The sequence below is a fragment of the Caulobacter flavus genome (assembly GCF_003722335.1).
GTDB classification, from domain to species: Bacteria; Pseudomonadota; Alphaproteobacteria; order Caulobacterales; family Caulobacteraceae; genus Caulobacter; species Caulobacter flavus.
Map to the genome: position 1 here is coordinate 5,339,661 of NZ_CP026100.1, position 16,918 is coordinate 5,356,578.

General features: G+C 72.3%; 14 protein-coding genes. 7 read left to right on the forward strand and 7 right to left on the reverse strand.

Annotation, left to right across the window (positions count from 1 at the left end):
* Positions 1 to 222: 222 nt before the first annotated feature.
* From C1707_RS24395 to C1707_RS24420, 6 genes are all read right to left on the reverse strand, one after another.
* Positions 223 to 1,617 (reverse strand): DNA polymerase Y family protein, encoded by a 1,395-nt coding sequence (locus C1707_RS24395; protein WP_240633990.1) that lies wholly within the window; start codon positions 1,615 to 1,617, stop codon positions 223 to 225.
* A 229-nt stretch (positions 1,618 to 1,846) separates the two neighbouring features.
* The gene (locus C1707_RS24400; RefSeq protein ID WP_101713324.1) at positions 1,847 to 2,638 is read right to left on the reverse strand and encodes an ImuA family protein; all 792 of its coding nucleotides are present in this window, start codon (positions 2,636 to 2,638) and stop codon (positions 1,847 to 1,849) included.
* 142 nt (positions 2,639 to 2,780) lie between these two features.
* A complete protein-coding gene (locus tag C1707_RS24405) occupies positions 2,781 to 4,706 on the reverse strand; it encodes an HWE histidine kinase domain-containing protein (RefSeq protein ID WP_164467452.1) in 1,926 nt (641 codons plus the stop codon).
* A 91-nt stretch (positions 4,707 to 4,797) separates the two neighbouring features.
* Positions 4,798 to 5,493 carry a 2OG-Fe dioxygenase family protein gene (locus C1707_RS24410; RefSeq protein WP_101713470.1) on the reverse strand — a complete coding sequence of 232 codons (696 nt, stop codon included), beginning with the start codon at positions 5,491 to 5,493 and terminating at the stop codon, positions 4,798 to 4,800.
* A gap of 5 nt (positions 5,494 to 5,498) precedes the next feature.
* Positions 5,499 to 5,897, reverse strand: coding sequence for a group III truncated hemoglobin (locus C1707_RS24415; protein WP_101713325.1), 399 nt, complete (start codon positions 5,895 to 5,897; stop codon positions 5,499 to 5,501).
* 250 nt (positions 5,898 to 6,147) lie between these two features.
* Positions 6,148 to 7,113, reverse strand: a complete 966-nt coding sequence (locus C1707_RS24420) for a BON domain-containing protein (protein WP_101713326.1) — start codon at positions 7,111 to 7,113, stop codon at positions 6,148 to 6,150.
* Between the two features lie 218 nt (positions 7,114 to 7,331).
* Here C1707_RS24420 and dnaG point away from each other — a divergent pair, with 218 nt between their 5' ends.
* From dnaG to C1707_RS24445, 4 genes are all read left to right on the forward strand, one after another.
* Positions 7,332 to 9,242 carry a DNA primase gene (gene dnaG / locus C1707_RS24425; RefSeq protein ID WP_101713327.1) on the forward strand — a complete coding sequence of 637 codons (1,911 nt, stop codon included), beginning with the start codon at positions 7,332 to 7,334 and terminating at the stop codon, positions 9,240 to 9,242.
* 464 nt (positions 9,243 to 9,706) lie between these two features.
* Entirely contained in the window at positions 9,707 to 10,156 is a 450-nt protein-coding gene (locus tag C1707_RS24435) for a hypothetical protein (RefSeq protein ID WP_101713329.1), read from the forward strand.
* The gene (locus C1707_RS24440) at positions 10,153 to 10,434 is read left to right on the forward strand and encodes a DUF1294 domain-containing protein (protein ID WP_101713330.1); all 282 of its coding nucleotides are present in this window, start codon (positions 10,153 to 10,155) and stop codon (positions 10,432 to 10,434) included. The genes C1707_RS24435 and C1707_RS24440 overlap by 4 nt, the downstream gene beginning before the upstream one ends.
* Before the next feature lie 56 nt (positions 10,435 to 10,490).
* Positions 10,491 to 11,594 (forward strand): HPP family protein, encoded by a 1,104-nt coding sequence (locus tag C1707_RS24445; RefSeq protein WP_101713331.1) that lies wholly within the window; start codon positions 10,491 to 10,493, stop codon positions 11,592 to 11,594.
* A gap of 72 nt (positions 11,595 to 11,666) precedes the next feature.
* Here the strand turns inward: C1707_RS24445 and C1707_RS24450 are convergent, their stop codons facing one another.
* Positions 11,667 to 13,886, reverse strand: coding sequence for a methyl-accepting chemotaxis protein (locus C1707_RS24450; RefSeq protein ID WP_101713332.1), 2,220 nt, complete (start codon positions 13,884 to 13,886; stop codon positions 11,667 to 11,669).
* Between the two features lie 107 nt (positions 13,887 to 13,993).
* Between C1707_RS24450 and C1707_RS24455 the strand changes: the two genes are divergently transcribed.
* The 3 genes from C1707_RS24455 to C1707_RS24465 all read left to right on the forward strand — a co-directional run bounded on the left by C1707_RS24455 (position 13,994) and on the right by C1707_RS24465 (position 16,771).
* The gene (locus C1707_RS24455; RefSeq protein WP_101713333.1) at positions 13,994 to 14,659 is read left to right on the forward strand and encodes a glutathione S-transferase family protein; all 666 of its coding nucleotides are present in this window, start codon (positions 13,994 to 13,996) and stop codon (positions 14,657 to 14,659) included.
* A gap of 241 nt (positions 14,660 to 14,900) precedes the next feature.
* Entirely contained in the window at positions 14,901 to 15,161 is a 261-nt protein-coding gene (locus tag C1707_RS24460) for a hypothetical protein (protein WP_240633814.1), read from the forward strand.
* Complete coding sequence (locus C1707_RS24465) at positions 15,158 to 16,771, forward strand: methyl-accepting chemotaxis protein (RefSeq protein WP_101713334.1); 1,614 nt, start codon at positions 15,158 to 15,160, stop codon at positions 16,769 to 16,771. The genes C1707_RS24460 and C1707_RS24465 overlap by 4 nt, the downstream gene beginning before the upstream one ends.
* Positions 16,772 to 16,918: the final 147 nt, after the last annotated feature.

Genomic DNA, 16,918 nt, shown 5'->3' on the forward strand with positions numbered 1-16,918 from the left:
CCCCCGCAAGCGGGGGAGGAGAAGGAAGGGCCGCCCAGCGGGCTTCTCCCCCCGTGGGTGAGGTGTCCGCGAAGCGGACGGAGGGGGGAGCAGTTGATGAACGCCCGCCGCAGCGGAAGCTGAAAACGCCCCCCCTCCGGCCCTCTGGGCCACCTCCCCCAAAGGGGGAGGATCTTTCGCGCCAAGATGTTCCCCCTCTGGCGAAGCCGACTGAGGGGGCCGTCAACCAAACAGGCCATGCAGCCACCATTTCGGCGAAGCATCGTCGCCATAGAGCCCTTGTCGATAGATCCAGAACCGGCCGCCGGCCTCGTCCTCCACCCGGTAGTAGTCGCGGATCCTGCCCGGCCCCGTGTCGTCGAAGTCGCCGCGCCACCATTCCTGGCCGATGCGCTCGGGCCCCTCGGCGGCGCGCACGCGGTGATGGCGATTGCGCCAGGTGAAGCGCAGCGGCGGGTCGTCGGGCAGCTTGGCCAGCACCTCGATCGGCTCGGGCCTCTTGAGCAGGCGGGTCGGACGCGGCAGATCGGGGTTCCACGGCCGGGCGGCCGCCGGCGAGGCCAGGGGCGCGGCGCGGGCCACCGCCCGCTCGGGCACGTGGCTCTCCACCGGGTCGGGCCGCCACACGCGGCCTTCGCCCAGGCGATTGACCAGCCGGTCGACCAGGGGCGCCAGGGCCTCGGCCGCGTCGAGCTCGGCGTCGATCCGGCTCTGTCCCTGAGCCAGGGCCTCGACCGCATAGGCATGGACGGTGATCACGTCGATCCCGAACCCCGGATCGACGACGTCGAGCTTGGGCGCGACCAGCTTGGCCAGGCGTCTCGCGTCGCGTCCGGGCCGCGCCAGGCCGACCGGCACGGGAAAGGCCTTGCCGTCCAGGCGGTGGAACACGACCTCGAAGCGCCTGGCCCCGCGCCCTTCGCCCTCCAGCCGCTTGCAGATCAAGGCCAGCACGTCGGCCGCGACCCGGGCCAGGTCGTCGGGCGCGCTGATCGGCTCGAAGAAGGCCAGGCGCTCGAACCACGGACTGGCCGGACGCCGGAAGGCCAGGGCCTCGCCCGCCGCGCCCAAGGCCTGGTCCAGCCGCTGGGTGAAGGCCAGGCCGAAGCGCTTGGCCATCTGGGCGCGCGGCAGGGCGTAGAGCTGGCCCACGCGATGCAGCCCCAGGCGCGGCAGCTGGGCCTGGGCGGCCTCGTCCAGGCGCAGGGCCGCCACCGGCAGGCGGGCCAGGGCCTCGCGCTGGCCGCCGGGCGCGACCACCGCCCCGCCTTGGCCGAAGCGGGCCAGGGCCCAGGCCGCGCCGGCGGTGTCGGCGACCGCGCCGCGCGCCGGCACGCCCCAGCGCTCCAGCCGCTGCAGCAGGTCGGCCAGCATCGCGTCTTCCCCGCCCCACAGGTGGTCGGCGCCGGTGATGTCGAGCAACAGGCCGTCGTCGCCGTCCACCGCCACGGCCGGCGAGAACCGCACGCACCAGTCGCAAAGGCTTTCCAGCGCCCGTCGGTCCGCATCCGGATCGTGGTCGGCGGTGACGAGGTGCGGGACCAGCGCCAGGGCGTCGGCGGCCTTCTGGCCGGCGGACAGACCCAGGCGCCGGGCCGCCGCGTCGACGGCGGCCAGGCGGCGGGTCCCGCGTTCGGAGACGAGGAGGGCGAAGGGGGGATCCTCCGACGGAGAAGCCCCCCTCCGGCCCTCCGGGCTGCCTCCCCCGACACTCGAGACCCTCCCCCTGAAGGGGGAGGTGTCGCCGGAGGCGACGGAGGGGGAAGTCACCTTCTTCCCTGCCCCAACTTCCCCCTCCGACCGCTTCGCGGCCACCTCCCCCTTCAGGGGGAGGGTCTGGGCGCTCTCACCCAACTCTGCGAAGGCGTTCGGGTGGTGTCTGCGCCAGGTCGTGATCGGCCAGTTCGGACACCACACGGAAAGGATGCGGGCCATGGTCGGCCTCCGAATGTTCCAGGATCCACGCCCCCGGGCGTCCGCCCCGGCAGCGTTCCAGCGCCACGCGCCAGGCGGGCGGGCCGAGCCCTAGCCCGCCACCCAAGCTGTCAGGCGGAGGCGCGCGGCCCGGCGCGGGCCCCACCCGCCAGCGGCTGAAGGCGGCCGAACCCGTCGCGCCCCTGGCCGGTCCGCCATAGGGCCTGCGGTGCAGCACGATCCCGAAGCCTCCCGCCCGCTCGCAGGCCAGCTGCAGCCGGCGGCCGGCCACCAGGTCGGGAGCCTCGGCCTCGCCGATGGCGACCGACACGCCGGGCGTGGCCAGGGCGTCCTCCAGCACGCTCAGCCCCTCGGCCTCGTCGCGGACCCGCACCATCACCAGCCGCTCGACCGGAAAGCCCAGGTTGACGAGGCCGGGCGCGTAGAGGTCCGAACGCCGCAGCACCCAGACCACCGCGCCTTTCGAGATCCGGGGCCTGGCGAGAAGCGCCGCGAAGGCCGCCGTCGACGCCCCGCTCTCGCCCTCCAGCCCCTCGCCGACCACCTCGTGCCAGCCGGCCCTGGGCAGACCCCCGCCGGGCAGGCGGTCGTCGATGCGCGGATCGCCGAACGGCAGGACCGGAGTCGGAGTCCGAGTCCCCGCCTCGATGGCGGCGATCCGACCTCTGAGGGCCTCGATACGCGCCTCGCGCGAGCCAGGCATGGCGACCTCCGTTCCCATTTTGTTCTGATCCTGATGGGGGCCGGAGTCAAGGTCGCGGGATGCGGCGGGGTGTCGCCTGCCACCACTCCTTAACTCCCGTCATTCCCGCTCTTGTGGCGGGAATGACGGGAGTTGGGGAATGCTAAACCCGCTCCACCCGCCGTCCCGCCAGGGCGCTGACCAGGGCCTCGGGGGCGGCCGGCTTGTGCAGCACCGGGCCGTCGTCGAGCCCGGGCTCCTGGTAGCCGGTCAGGTAGACGAACGGGATGGCCCGCTCGGCCAGGGCCCTGGCCACGGGCGTGACCATGCGGCCGCCGAGGTTCACGTCGAGCACGGCGCGATCGATCAGGCTGCTCTCGATCAGTTCCAGCGCCTCCTCGACGTCGCCGGCCGGGCCGACCACCTGGGCGCCGGCCAGGGCCAGCACGCGGGCCAGCTCCATCGCAACCAGGGCCTCGTCCTCGACCACCAGCACCCGCTGGTCCTGCAGGCCGCCGTCCGGCGCGGCGCTGGTCACGGCGGCCGAACGCTCGCCGCCGCCGGCGTGAGGCAGCGCGCCGCGCGAGAGTTCGATCCGGCAATGCAGGCCCTGCGCCCGCCAGTCGTGCGAGACCCGCGCGCCCAGCTGCTTGCCGGCGTTCTGGATGAGGGTCGAGCCGAATCCGCGCCGGGCCGGGGCCGCCGTCGGCGGGCCGCCGCTTTCATGCCAGTCCAGGATCAGGCGACCCGCGTCCCAGGCCCAGCGCACCTCCAGTATCCCGCCCGGCGCCGACAGGGCGCCGTACTTGCTGGCGTTGGTGGCCAGCTCGTGCACCACCAGGCCCAGCGACTGGGCCGCCTCGGCGCGGATCAGCACCGGCGGACCGTCGAGCACCACCCGGCTCTCGTGCTCGACGCTGTAGGCCTCCAGTTCCTGCTCCAGCAGCGCGCGCAGCACCGCGCCGGTCCAGCGGGTGGTCGACAGCAGGCTGTGCGAGCGGGCCAGCGAGCCGATGCGGCCGCTGAGCGCGGTGACGTACTGTCGCTTGTCGACGAAGGGCGTCAGCTGGACCAGCGACTGCACCACCGCCAGCACGTTCTTGGCCCGGTGGTCGACCTCGCGGATCAGCAGGCGCTCGGTCTCCTCGGCCTGGCGCAGGGCGGCGTCGGCCCGGGCCCGGCCGCTGGCGGCCCAGATCAGCTCGGCCACGTCGCCGACGAAGGCGACCTCGTCGACGCCCCAGGTGCGCGGCCGCTCCTGGCAGATGAACAGGTACGAGACCAGCCGCCCGGCCTTGACCAGCGGCACGGCCACGAACGCCCGGATGTCGAGCGCGACATAGGCCTCCAGGCTGTGGCGGGTGCGCGTGTCTTCGCGGATGTCGTCGATGACCACCTGGACGCCGGCCCGCAGGTCGTCGCTCATCGCCGGGCCGAAGTCGTCGAGCACGAACAGCGGCCCGACCAGGGGCTGCACGCCCTGCCCGCCCCATTCGCCGACGATCTGGGTGGAGACGCCGGCCAGGTCGACCTCGGCATAACCGGCCCGCTGGGCGCCCAGCTGTCCGGCCAGCACGGCGCAGGCCTTGTCGGCGATGGCGGCGACCTCGCTCTCCTCGCGCAGCTGCCGGCCCAGATCGAGCATCAGGGCCCGCCGCCGCTCGCGCACCAGCAGGCGCGCCAGCTCGGCCTCGGCCCGCTTGCGCGCCGAGATGTCGGTGACCAGCACGTAATAGCCGAGCACGGCGCCGTCGGGAGCCACGTCGGGCACGTACTTGGCCTCGACATGGCGCAGGCCGGCGGCCTGGTAGGGCACCTCGCCCTCGAAGGTTAGGTTCTGGCCTTCCAGCGCGCCGTCGACATGGTCACGCACCCGCTCGTAGGCGTCCGCGCCCATCACATCGAGCAGCGACCGGCCCTCGATGTCCTCGCGGCGGACGCCGAACCAGGTCTCGTAGGCGCGATTGACGAAGCGGTAGCGGCGGTCGGCGTCGACATAGCCGATCAGGATCGGCACGGCGTCGGCCATCGTGGCCGAGAAGGTGTCCCGTCGACCGGCGTGGGAGGGCGAAGGGGCGTCGTCGGTCATGGATTACGGCGCTCGTTTCGCGAAGGAGAGGCAGGCTTGCACGACCACCTCCGCAGGTGGAGTGAGACAAACGGTCGCGCCCCGGGCGCCTCTAGTCCTCGCGGCGGAAGGTAACCACCAGCACGTCGCGCCGCGCGTCCTCGCCCGCTCGCAGCGGCCGGATCGCGGTCACCCCGTGCAGAACCCGATGGTCGTCGAGGAACACCGCGTCCCCCGGCTCCGTCAGCGTGAAAGAGCCCAGGGCGCGGCCGTCCGGGGCGAAGATGTCGGTGACCCCGCTGGCCACGTTGCAGCGCTCGACCAGCATGACGATCACCCAGTCGACGCCGTCGCGGTGCGCGCCTTCCGGCGTGGGCAGCCCGGCCTCGCCGTCGTGGGCCTCGATGCGGAACTGATGCAGCTCGACATGCCAGGCGGCGGGCGGATCGGCGGTCAGCGGCTGAAAGAGATCCAGGCCCGCCTTCAGCAGGCCTTGGGTGACCGGATGCTCGGCGATCGCCTGCGTCACCGGCTCGAACCAGCGCTGCACGCCGCCGTTCAGGGCGTTGTAGTCGCGGCTCTGGTAGTGCGGCTGGTGCGGCTTGCGCGCGAGCGTCCCGTCGGCCAGGGCCGCGAAGGCGGCGAAACGGCGGCGGCGATAGCGACCGCCGTCGGCCATGAAGCCGTCGACGCCCAGGTCGTTCCAGCTGTCGGCGAAGAGGTCCCAGTCCGGCAGCCCGCCCAGCAGCTGGCGCGTCTCGCCCGCCGGCACGATGGCGAAGCCCTGTGCCTCGACGCCTTTCGAGATCCCGCTCACGCCGGCGCTCCCGGCCGGAAGAACAAGCCGAGCTTCAGCGAGCGGGCGATGCGCTCGGCCTTCTCGCCGACGATCGCCGCGCGCGGGGCGTCGAACAGCTCCACGCAGGTGGCGTGGAAGAGATTGAGCCAGGGCGTGAACATCCATTCCTGGAAGCCGTCGATCCGCTGGTGCACCGCCATCGGCGAGCCCTTGTAGCGGCCCGAGCCCTGCAGCACGGTCGCCCAGAAGTCCTTCAGCGTGGCCATGTGATGCGGCCAGGCCTCCTCGGCGATCTGGCCGTTGAACACCGGCCCGATGCGTGGATGCCGGCGGACCTTGGCGTAGAAGGTCTCGACCAGGGCGTCGATCTCGGCGTCGGTGAAGGCGGGGTCTTTGGGGGCGGGCTCGGACATGCGCCCTAGATGGTCCCAAGCGAAGCGCCAGCCAAGCTAGGGATCATCACTTAGGGTTTCGCTTTTCTCGCGCCCCCAACCGTCATCCCGGCCAGACGCCCGCGAAGCGCGCGGTAGAGCCGGGACCCAGGGGCCGCCGCAGGGCTTTGGCTACCGCCGAGCGGATGGCATCGAGCGCGGCGCCCGGTCCCCTGGGTCCCGGATCGGCCTGCGGCCGTCCGGGATGACGGTGCAGATGGAGCCGAGGAAGCTACGCCTTGCCCGTCACGCCCTGCTGAGGGGCGTTGCCCTGCAAGGACCAGTCGCCGGTCCGGGTCTCGGTCCCGCGATCCAGGCGCAGGTTGTTCTGCACGTTGTCGACGCCGCTGACGCTCTCGGCCAGCAGCTCGGCGCGGCGCTTGTCGTCGCGGGCGTGGACCGTGCCGCTCAGCGTCACCTCGCCGTCCTTGACCGCCACCTCGATGGCCGAGGCGTCCAGCCAGCCGTCGTCGGTCAGCCGGTCGCTGACGTCCTCGCGGATGCGCTCGTCGGAGCGGCGATAGCCCTTGGGACCCCGGCCGCGATGGTCGGCGCGCAAGGCCGCGTCGTGCTCGCGGCGACGCTGGGCGTCATGGTCGCCCATCCAGGCCGAGACCTCGTCGCGGGCGCGGTCGAACCAGCCGCGATCCTCGTCGTGGCGATCGCGCGGATGGCGGGCATAGGCCCAGTGCTCGCGGTCATGGCGGCCACGGCCCCTGCCCTCGGGATAGGGACCGTCGGTGTAGTAGTTGCGCTCCCGGCCGCGGTCGAAATAGGCCCGGTCGCCGTAGTCAGGGGCGTCGCCGCGATAGCCGCCTCCGCCGTAGTCGGCCGTGGAGCCGCCGAAGTCGAAGCCGCCCACCTGGCCGTAGTCGCCCGGCGCGCGATAGCCCCGGCCCGACGCGTAGTCGGAACCCGAGCGGATGGTCCCATAGCCGATGTCGCCGCCCTGGCTGACCGCCCGGCGCAGTTCGGCCCGGCCGGAGGACCCCCCTCCCGAAGAGCGATGACGCGGCTCGCCGTAGCTGCGCTGTTCGCGGGCGGCGTAGCGGTCGCGCCAGTCGCCGCCTTCGTAGCGGTCCTGGCGGCGCCCATCGGCGCGCGAGGCGTCGTAGCCGTAGCCGCGCTCCTCGTCGAAATCTCGGTCGCGGTCGATCTCGAAGCGGCCTTCACGGTCGTTCCAGCGGGACTCGGGCATCGGTGTTCTCCGTGGCGTCTGTGATCCGTGGACGCGTCGAGGCGTCCTGGCCCTGACAACGGAGCGGCCGAAAGGCCCGTTCCTAATGCGACGCTTCTTTGCGCTACGGCCCAGCCAGCTGTGGACGAACTCGGGATAGGTGGGCGGCCGCCTGTAGATTGTCGCAAGCGCGGGCGTGCCTTCGCGCGCGGGTAAGCCTATGTTGACGACCTACCGCCATGCGCTTCGACGACCGCTTCCTTGAAGAATTGAAGTCCCGCCTTCGCCCCTCCGACGTGGTCGGAAAGACGGTGAAGCTGCGGCGGCAGGGTCGCGAGTACGCGGGGCTGTCGCCCTTCACCAAGGAGAAGAGCCCGTCGTTCTTCGTCAACGACGACAAGGGCTTCTATCACTGCTTCTCCAGCGGCAAGCACGGCGACATCATCAGCTTCCTGCAGGAGACCGAGCGCCTCACCTTCTCCGAGGCGGTCGAGCGGCTGGCCGCCGAGGCCGGCATGTCTCTGCCCGAGCCCGACGCCCGCGCCGCCCAGGACGACCGCAAGCGCGCGGGACTGGGCGACTGGATGGAGCTGGCCGCCGCCTGGTTCGAGGCCGAGCTGCGCCGGCCCGTGGGCAAGGACGCCCGCGCCTATCTCGATCGCCGCGCCCTGCCCGAGGACCAGTGGAGCCGTTTCCGCATCGGCTTCGCGCCGAACGGCCGCATGGCGCTGAAGGACTATCTGGTCGCCAAGGGCGCCAAGCCCGGCGACCTGGTGGAGGCGGGCCTGCTGATCGCGCCCGAGGACGGCGGCGCGCCCTATGACCGCTTCCGCGACCGGATCATCTTTCCGATCACCGACACGCGGGGCAAGGTCGTCTCGTTCGGCGGCCGGGCCATGGATCCCAACGCCCGCGCCAAGTACCTGAACGGCCCCGAGACCAGCCTCTTCCACAAGAGCCGCGTGCTCTACGGCCTCTACGACGCCCGCAAGATCCTGCACGCGGCCCAGGCCGCCGCGCCCAATGAACAGACGCCGATGCTGGTCGTGGAAGGCTACATGGACGTCGTGGCCTGCCAGCGGGCGGGCCTAGCGGCCGTGGCGGCCATGGGCACGGCCCTGACCGAGGAGCAGATGGAGGCGCTGTGGCGCCTGCATCCCGAGCCCACCCTGTGCTTCGACGGCGACAAGGCCGGCCAGCGCGCCGCCAGCCGCGCCATCGACCGCGCCCTGCCGCTGCTCAAGCCCGGCCGCTCGTTCCGGTTCTCGATCGTCAGCGGCGGCAAGGACCCCGACGACGTGCTGCGCGAGCAGGGTCCCGCGGCGCTGAAGGCCCAGGTCACCCAGACCACGCCCTTCGTCGAGGCGCTGTTCGTGCGCGAGCGCGACCTGGAGCCGCTGGACACCCCCGAACGCAAGGCCGGCCTCAAGCAGCGCCTGCGCGCGGCGGCCGGAACCATCGCCGACAAGGACCTGGCGGCCGCCTACAAGGACGACCTCTACGCCCGGCTCGATCTCCTCTTCCCCAAGCCGGCCTATGGCGGCGGGCAAGGCGGCGGCCAGGGCGGAGACCGCCCCTACACCCCGCGCGGCGGCGGCGGTGGCGGCGGCTGGAAAGGCCGCGAGCGCGGTCCGCCCGATCCCGGCATCCGCGGCGTCGCTCGCGAGCAGATCGGCCGCCGGCTCAACCCCTTCCACGCGGCCGTGGCCATCGCCGCCGTCGACCACCCGGCCTGGGCGCGTCCCTATGACGAGGCCCTGGAGCGGATCGGCTTCGGCGAAGCGCGCCTCAAGCGCCTGGCCCACGAGATCTTCGAGGCGCTGATCGACGACATCGGCGAGGACACGCCGTTCCGCGACATCCTGGTCCGCAAGGGCTGGGGCGAGGAGCTGGCCGAACTCGACCGCCTGGCGCTGACCCTCAAGCCGCCGTTCCTCGACCCGAAGATGGACCGCGAGCGCGCCCGCGCCCTGTGGGCCGCCTGCTACGAGGCCATCGTCGAGGTCGGCGACGCCCAACGCGCCCTGCTGGCCATGCGCGAGGAGGCGGTCACCGCCGCCAGCCTGACCGCCACCCGCGACCTGCGCGACCGCATCGCCATCCTCGAACGCCAGATCAGCAACCTGGAATTCTGGCAGCCGGCGCACTAAGGCGCTCAGGCCCCTTTCCTCGTCACGAGGGGAAAAGATCCTCCCCCTCTGGGGGAGGTGTCGCCAAAGGCGACGGAGGGGGGCCGTTCTCAGCTTCCAAGGCGCTGGCCGATCCCGCACCAACTCCCCCCACCGATCGCTACGCGATCACCTCCCCCACAGGGGGAGGTTCCTGGCTCCCGCACCCCACCCGCAAAATCCCCGCGAAAGCGGGGACCCAGGCTTTTTCCGCCATCCACCATCATAGCACCCGCGCCTCTGGCCCCTCCGAGACAAATGATGCGGCGGAGCGGCAGGTGAAGCCGAAACGCTAAAACAAATCACGGTCTCCGGGTTCCGCCCGGCCGCTCCGCGCCTCCCCATCAGCTTTCGTGGATTTCCACGGGAATGCGAAGGCCCGTGCCTGCGCCCCTTTCCCTCGGCCGCAGCCTCTCCTACAGACATCGCCCAGCCGGAAGCCGCCCATGACCGCCTATTCCACAGACGATGTCGCCCGCCTCGCCGAGCGCCTGCTCGACCGCAGCCTGCCCAAGGCCGAGTGGACCCACGCCGCCCACCTGACGGCCACCCTGCGCCTCGTCCGCACCCGCGACCAAGGCCTCGAACGCGACCTGCCGGGGATCATCCGCGCCTACAACGAGGCCGTCGGCGGCGTGAACGACGACAAGAGCGGCTATCACGAGACCATCACCCAGGCCTATCTGGCCGCCATCCGCGCTTTCGCCGCCGCCCTGCCGGCCGGAACCGACGACGGCGCGGCCGCCGCCCGCCTGCTGGCCACGCCGCTTGGCGACAAGGCCTGGCCGCTGGCCTTCTGGTCGCGCGAGCGGCTGTTCAGCGCCGAGGCCCGCCGCGGCTGGGTCGATCCCGACCTCGCGCCGCTGGAGCACGCGCCGCCCGAGGCCTCGCGATGACGCTGATCGTCGGCCTGGTCCTGCTGGCGGCCAACCTGTTCTGCTTCCTGCTGTTCGCCCACGACAAGGCCGCCGCCGTGCATGGCGAGCGGCGGGTGCCCGAGCGGCTGCTGCTGCTGTCGGCGGCGATGTGCGCCGCGCCCGGCGCGCTGCTGGCCCAGCGCTGGCTGCGCCACAAGACCCGCAAGCAGCCGTTCGGCGCCTGGCTGACCCTGATCGTCTTCGCCCAGGCCTGCGCCCTCGCCGGCCTCGTCGTGCTGGCCTTCCAGCCGGAGTGATCCCTGGTGCAGCGAAATTCGGCGCCATCCTTGACCCGCATCGCCTATCAAGCGCCATGACCGCCCTTCCGACCCAGCGCCTGCTGACCCTGCTTCGCGGCAAGACGCCCATCCGCCCGCTCGACGCGCTGAAGGGCGGCGGCGGCGCGCTGCTGGGGCTGCTGTTCGCGGGGCTGCTGGGACGCTTCGCGGTCGGCGGCGGCGACTGGCTGCATCCGCTGCTGGTCGCGCCGATCGGGGCCTCGGCGGTGCTGGTCTTCGCCGTGCCGGCCAGCCCCCTGGCCCAGCCGCGCGGCGTGATCGGCGGCAACGTCGTCTCGGCCTTCATCGGCATCACCGTGGCCATGCTGCTGCCGCACCAGCCGCTGATCGCCGCGCCCCTGGCCGTGGGCCTGGCCATCGCCGCCATGATCCTGCTGGGCTGCCTGCATCCGCCCGGCGGCGCGGTGGCCCTGATCACCGTCATCGGCGGCCCGGCCGTGACCAAGGCCGGCTATCTCTTCGCGCTCAATCCGGTGGCCGTGGACTCGGTGCTGCTGGTGCTAGCGGGCATGGCCTACAACCGCCTGGTCGGCCGCTCCTATCCGCACAGGGCCCCTGCCCCGCCGCCCAGCCCGCACGGCACGGCCGATCCCCTGCCCGCCTCGCGCATCGGCTACGACGCCGGCGACCTGGACAAGGCCCTGGCCCGCTACGGCGAACTGCTCGACGTCAGCCGCGAAGACCTCGACGTGCTGTTCCGCGAGGTCGAGATCCAGGCCCACCAGCGCCTGCATTCGCAGATCCGCTGCGGCGAGGTGATGTCGCGCGACGTCATCCGCCTGGACCGCACCCAGTCGGCCGAAAGCGCCCTGGCCTTCCTGCAGCGGCACGACCTGCGCGCCGCCCCCGTGGTCGACGAGGAAGGCCGGGTCATCGGCATGGCCCGCCGCGCCGAACTGCAGGCCAACCGCCGCCGCACCGTCGAAGCGGCGCTGGACCCGTTCGTGCACCGGGTGCGCGAAGGCACGCCGATCGCCGCCCTGCTGCCGATCCTGTCCAGCGGCCAGACCCACGAGGCCATGGTCGTCGACGGCGACCGCAAGCTTGTGGGCGTCATCACCCAGACCGACCTGATCGCCGTGCTCTACCGCGCGCACATCGTCGAGAGCGTGCTGTAGCCAGATCCCTCCCTTACCTGTCAGCCCGTCCATTCCCGCCACTAGGGCGGGAATGACGGGAGGTCAGGGGGTCTAAGCCGCCACCCGACGTCGACTGGCCGCCTGGCCCAGCGTGAAGCGCCCGACCAGGGCCTCCAGCCGCGCGCCCTGGCCCGCCAGGGCCTGGTCGGCGACGCGGGCCTGGTCGACCATGGCCAGGTTCTCCTGGGTGAAGCGCTCCATCTCGGCGACCTCGGCGTTGACCGCCGACAGGCCTTGGGCCTGCTCGCGCACAGACGCGGCGATGCGGGTGGCGGCCGCGTCGATGCCGGCCATCTGGCTGGCTACGCCGTGCAGGGCCGAGCCGGTGCGCTCGACCAGGCCGACGCCGGCCTCGACGCGCTGGGCCGAGGCGCCGATCAGGGCCTTGATCTCCTTGGCCGAGCCGGCCGAGCGCTGGGCCAGGGCCCGCACCTCCTGGGCGACCACGGCGAAGCCGCGACCGGCGTCGCCGGCCCGGGCGGCCTCGACCCCGGCGTTCAGCGCCAGAAGATTGGTCTGGAAGGCGATCTCGTCGATCAGCCCGACGATGTCGCCGATCTGGCGGGCCGAGGCGTCGATCTCGCCCATGGTGGCGGCGGCCTGGCTGACCACCGCTCCGCCCTGGTCGGCCTCGGCGCGGGCCGAAGCCACCAGGCGCCGCGTCTCGTCGGCCCCGCCGGCGGCCTCGCCCACGGCCTCCGTGATCTCGTTCAGCGAGCCGGCGGCCCGCTCGATGCCGGCGGCCTGGCGTTCGGTGCGGCTGGCCAGCTCGCCCGAGGCCCGGCTGAGCGCGGTGGTGGCCTCGCCTATGGCGGCGCTGGCCTCGGCGATCTCGCCGATGGCCTGCTCCAGGCTCTCGACGGCGGTGTTGAAGTCACGGCGCAGGGGTTCGTAGACCTCGGCGAACGGGCCCTCGATGCGACGGCCAAGATCGCCTTCGGCCACGGCGGCCAGGGCATCGCCGACCTCGCGCACCACTTCGGTCTGCTCGTCGATCGACAGCGTCAGGGCGGCGGCGCGATCGCGGTCGGCGTCGGCGGCGCGGCGCAGGCCTTCCTGCTCCTCGCGCATGGCCTGGGCGCGGGCCAGCTCCAGCCGCAGCTTGTCGAGGGCGCGGGCGATGGCGCCGATCTCGTCGGCGCGGCCGGCTTCGGCCACCGGCCGGTCGTAGCGATGCTCGGCCAGTTCTCCCACCGCCCCGCGCAGCGCAAGCAGCGGCTGGGCGATGACCTTGCGCGAGGCCAGGGCCAGCACGCCCAGAGCGCAGAGCAGCAGCACCAGGCCGCCGACCGCCAGGCCCAAAGCCAGCTTCCGGGCGGGCGCCAGCAGGGCCTCGTCGGTGACGTCGACCACCATGGCCCAGGTCGCGCCGGAGGCCAGGCGCACCGGCGCCACAAGGCGTTCGGCCGACTTGTCGCCGATCTTCACGCCGGTGACCGTGGCCGCCTCGCCGCCGGCGATCACGGCCTTGATCGTGTCGAGGCCCGGATCGGCGTAGGCCTTCATCCGCAGATCGGCCTGCGGGTGCGACACCCAGAGGCCGCCGGGCGAGACCAGCATGGCCCGGCCGTCGTCGAAGGGCTTCAGCGCGTTCAGCCGGCCGGCGATGTCGTCCAGAGCCAGGTCCGCGCCCATCACGCCCACGGTCTTGCCGCCGACCACCACCGGATAGGTGATCGAGGTCATCAGCAGCATTCGGGTCTCGCCGCCGTCGGTGATGTTGTCGCGATAGGGCTCCAGGATCGCCGGGCGGCCGCTGCCGAAGCTGGTGGTGAAGAAGTCCTCGGTGAACTCGGCGTCCTCGCCCTGCTCCATGCTCAGAGCACCGCCGTTGCGCACCCAGTAGCCGATGAACCTGCCCTGCGGGGTCGAGCCCAGGTCGGCGCGGCCGGCGAAGGCGGCGTCGTCGCCCAGGGCGTCGGGCGCGAACATCAGCCAGGCGCCCAGCTGCGTGCGCGAGGCGTTCGAGACGGGCTTCAGCTGGGCCAGATAGACCGAGCGATCGCGCTGCCCCGCGGCGTAGGTGGCCGCGAACAGTCCGGCCGACGAGCGGACCACCGCGTCGGCGTCGTCGAGGTCGTTCTTGATCTCCTGCGCGGCCTGGGCCGTGACGCTGGCGGCGTAGCGCTGGGCCAGGCTCTTGACCGCCTTGCCGCTCTGCCAGGAAATCAGCAGCGAGCCGGCGATCAGCAGCGCCCCCAGCGCCGCCCCGCCGGCGGCCATCATCTTGCCGGCCAGCGGCAGCCGGCCGAACGCACCACGCACACTCATCTCATCCCCCGACTCGACTTGGACGCGAACAAGACGCGGGAAACCTTGCCGAACGCTGAATGGCCAGCCATCGTCCACCCCCGTAGTCAGAAGGCGGAGAGCCCGGAATGATCGTCGTCCATCACCTCAACAATTCGCGCAGCCAGCGCGTGCTCTGGCTGCTGGAGGAGCTGGGCGTTCCCTACGAGGTCAGGCGCTACGAGCGCGACGCCAAGACCATGCTGGCCCCGCCGGAGCTGCTGGCGATCCACCCGCTGGGCAAGTCGCCGGTGATCACCGACGGCGACAAGACAATCGCCGAGACCGGCGCCATCGTCGAATACATCCTCGACGCCTACGGGAACGGCCGCCTGATCCCGCCGGCCGGCACGCCCGAGCGCCTTCGCTTCACCTACTGGCTGCACTACGCCGAGGGATCGGCCATGACCCCGCTGCTGCTGAAGCTGGTGTTCACCGCCCTGCCCGCCCGCGCGCCCGGCCTGCTGAAGGGCCTGGTCAAGACCATCGCCGCCAAGGCCCAGTCCGGCTTCGTCGATCCTCAGCTGAAGAGCCACATCGACTACTGGAACGCCGAGCTGGCCAAGTCCGAATGGTTCGCCGGTTCGGCCTTCACCGCCGCCGACGTGATGATGAGCTTTCCCCTGGAGGCGGCCGTATCGCGCGCCGGGGCGGGCTCGCGCCCCAGGGTCAAGGCCTTCCTCGAGCGCATCCACGCACGTCCGGCCTATCGCGCCGCCCTCGAACGCGGCGGCGAGTACGCCTACGCCGACTGACGAACGGGCTTGCAACTTTCGGCCGAGCGCAAAGCTGCGACATGGCGACGCTCGGCCGCGCTCTTAAGACTTCTCACACCACGGCAGCGCAAAACCTCTCCCTCGAAGCCGCCAGTCCATGGCTCAGCTTGCCCGGAGATCGAGTTTGTCCCTGTCGCGTGTTCGAACCTGGCGTGATCTGCTTCACGCCCTGGGTCGGACACTGGCCGCAACCTCCGCGATTATTTTGACTTTACTGGCCGTGACGTTGTCCAGCGCCTCGCCGCGCGACCCCGGCCGGGTCGCCGCGGTGTTCCCGCCCTGGTGGACCCCGGCCCGCGCGGCCGGCGCGGCCACCTCGGCCGGAGACATCTCCGGCGCCGGCGCCGTCCCCTTCATCCTGATCCTGCGCGGCGACCCGGCCACGCTCGGCGCGCGCCTGCGCGCCGCCGGCGCCCTCGTCCTGCTCGACCCCGACGCCGCCGGCGTCTGCGCCAAGACCGTCCTGGAGCCCCGTCCATGAGCACGAAGCCCTCGAATCTCGACGCGCAGCGCCGCTCCGGCGGCCGCCTGATCCTGCTGCTGACCGCGCTGATGGCCCCGATCGTCGTCGCCGCCCGCTTCATGGTCGGCGAGCCGGTGCTGGGCATGGCCGTCGCCTCGGCCATGGTCACGGCGCTGGCCGCCGGCGCCGTCCTGCACCGCGGCGAGACCGCCACGGGCCGCATCCTGTCGGGCGTGGCGCTGATGGCCCAGGTCTCGCTGCTCGTCGCCGCCCTCGGCGGACACGGCTGGCAGATCGACATGCACATGGCCTATTTCGCGGCCCTGGCCCTGCTGGTCGTCTACTGCGACTGGACCGTCATCGCCGCCGCGGCCGCCACGGTCGCGGTGCACCACCTGACGCTCAGCTACCTGCTGCCCTCGGCCGTGTTCCCCGGCTCGGCGAGCCTGGGCCGCGTGCTCGTCCACGCCGTGATTCTGATCGTCGAGGCCGGCGCCCTGATCGCCGCCACCTTCAGCATCCACCGCGTCATCGGTCTGGCCGAGCGCGCCCGCGCCAAGGCCGAAGCGGCGATGCAGGAAGCCCGCGAGGCCGACGCCGCCGCCGACCACGCCCGCCGCTCGGAAGAAGAAGGCCGTATCGCCCACGCCGCCGTGCAGGCCGCCGCCGAGCGCCAGCGCGCCGACATGGTCGACGCCCTCGCCCAGAGCCTCTCGCGCCTGGCCAAGGGCGACCTCTCGGTGCGTCTGGTCGAGCAGTTCTCGGAATCCTACGAACAGCTGCGCGCCGACTTCAACCAGGCGGCCGGCAAGCTGGCCGGGGCCCTGGCGATCATCGACGAGCGCGCCTCGGGCGTGCGCCACGGGTCGGACCAGATCGCCGACGCCGCCGCCAACCTGTCGCGCCGCACCGAGCAGCAGGCCGCCAACCTGGCCGAGACCGCCAGCGCCATGGACGAGATCACCGCCACGGTCGGCCAGACCGCCGACGGCGCCCGCAAGGCCGCCGCCGTCGTCGCCCGCGCCCGCGACGACGCCCGCCGCTCGGGCGAGGTGGTCGGCGAGGCCGTCGACGCCATGGGCGCCATCGAGACCTCGGCCACCCAGATCTCGCGGATCATCGGGGTGATCGACGAGATCGCCTTCCAGACCAACCTCCTGGCCCTCAACGCCGGCGTCGAGGCCGCCCGGGCCGGTGACGCAGGCAAGGGCTTCGCCGTGGTCGCCTCCGAGGTGCGGGCGCTGGCCCAGCGCTCGGCCGAGGCCGCCAAGGAGATCAAGCAGCTGATCACCACCTCGACCCGCCAGGTCGGCGAAGGCGTCGAGCTGGTCGGCCGCACCGGCGAGGCGCTGGAGCGCATCGTCCTGCAGATCGCCGAGATCGACGGGCTGGTCTCCGAGATCGCCGCCAGCGCCCAGCACCAGGCCCAGGGCCTGACCCAGGTCAACACGGCGGTGAATCAGATGGACCAGGTGCTGCAGCAGAACGCGGGCCTGGTCGAGGAAACCGCCGCCGCCACCCACGCCCTCAACGACGACGCCGGCGAGCTCGCCCGGCTGGTCGGTCAGTTCCAGCTGCCCGGTGATCGCCTGGCGGGGGCTTCGACGCGCGGCGCGCGCCGGGCCTGAGGACGTATCGCCGCCGTCAGCTTGGCCACGCAACCGTCGCGGTGCGTGAGACTTGCTTATCCGAAACGCGGCGCCTATCCTCTCAGCCCCCGGTCGCGCTCGCCAGCGACTGGAAGTCTTCCTCCCCTTAGGGCGAACCGAGCTAAA

Excerpts from the sequence above, each read along its gene's own strand:
- C1707_RS24445 (WP_101713331.1), top strand. The coding sequence starts at position 10,491 with ATGACCGCCCTTCCGACCCAGCGCCTGCTGACCCTGCTTCGCGGCAAG.
- C1707_RS24405 (WP_164467452.1), bottom strand. The coding sequence starts at position 4,706 with ATGACCGACGACGCCCCTTCGCCCTCCCACGCCGGTCGACGGGACACC.
- C1707_RS24435 (WP_101713329.1), top strand. The coding sequence starts at position 9,707 with ATGACCGCCTATTCCACAGACGATGTCGCCCGCCTCGCCGAGCGCCTG.
- C1707_RS24465 (WP_101713334.1), top strand. The coding sequence starts at position 15,158 with ATGAGCACGAAGCCCTCGAATCTCGACGCGCAGCGCCGCTCCGGCGGC.
- C1707_RS24440 (WP_101713330.1), top strand. The coding sequence starts at position 10,153 with ATGACGCTGATCGTCGGCCTGGTCCTGCTGGCGGCCAACCTGTTCTGC.
- C1707_RS24455 (WP_101713333.1), top strand. The coding sequence starts at position 13,994 with ATGATCGTCGTCCATCACCTCAACAATTCGCGCAGCCAGCGCGTGCTC.
- C1707_RS24420 (WP_101713326.1), bottom strand. The coding sequence starts at position 7,113 with ATGCCCGAGTCCCGCTGGAACGACCGTGAAGGCCGCTTCGAGATCGAC.
- C1707_RS24415 (WP_101713325.1), bottom strand. The coding sequence starts at position 5,897 with ATGTCCGAGCCCGCCCCCAAAGACCCCGCCTTCACCGACGCCGAGATC.
- dnaG (WP_101713327.1), top strand. The coding sequence starts at position 7,332 with ATGCGCTTCGACGACCGCTTCCTTGAAGAATTGAAGTCCCGCCTTCGC.
- C1707_RS24400 (WP_101713324.1), bottom strand. The coding sequence starts at position 2,638 with ATGCCTGGCTCGCGCGAGGCGCGTATCGAGGCCCTCAGAGGTCGGATC.
- C1707_RS24450 (WP_101713332.1), bottom strand. The coding sequence starts at position 13,886 with ATGAGTGTGCGTGGTGCGTTCGGCCGGCTGCCGCTGGCCGGCAAGATG.